1 protein-coding gene is annotated in these 205 nt (G+C 51.7%); it reads left to right on the top strand.

Annotation, left to right across the window (positions count from 1 at the left end):
• Window positions 1-85 precede the first annotated feature (85 nt).
• A partial coding sequence (locus tag Q1A40_RS23115) for a hypothetical protein (protein ID WP_300006125.1) occupies window positions 86-205 on the top strand: 120 nt, incomplete at its 3' end.

Raw genomic sequence — 205 nt, 5'->3', positions numbered from 1 at the left:
CCGAAGCGGTTGCTGACATCCCTGACCATGCTGTAAACCTTTTTATCCTGGTTATCGCAGAATAAGCCTGGTAAAATACGGGCTTATGAACAATACCTCTTCTGACGACATCCTTCTGCTGAAACAGAGCCTGGCCGAACAGGAGGCGCTGATCCACGCCCTGCAGGAAAAGCTGAGCCACCGGGAGCGTGAAATAGACCATCTG

Origin of the sequence: uncultured Cedecea sp. (assembly GCF_947498825.1) — a bacterium.
Classification (GTDB): Bacteria; Pseudomonadota; Gammaproteobacteria; order Enterobacterales; family Enterobacteriaceae; genus JGM124.
This window is presented reverse-complemented; position numbering and strand designations above follow the sequence as displayed.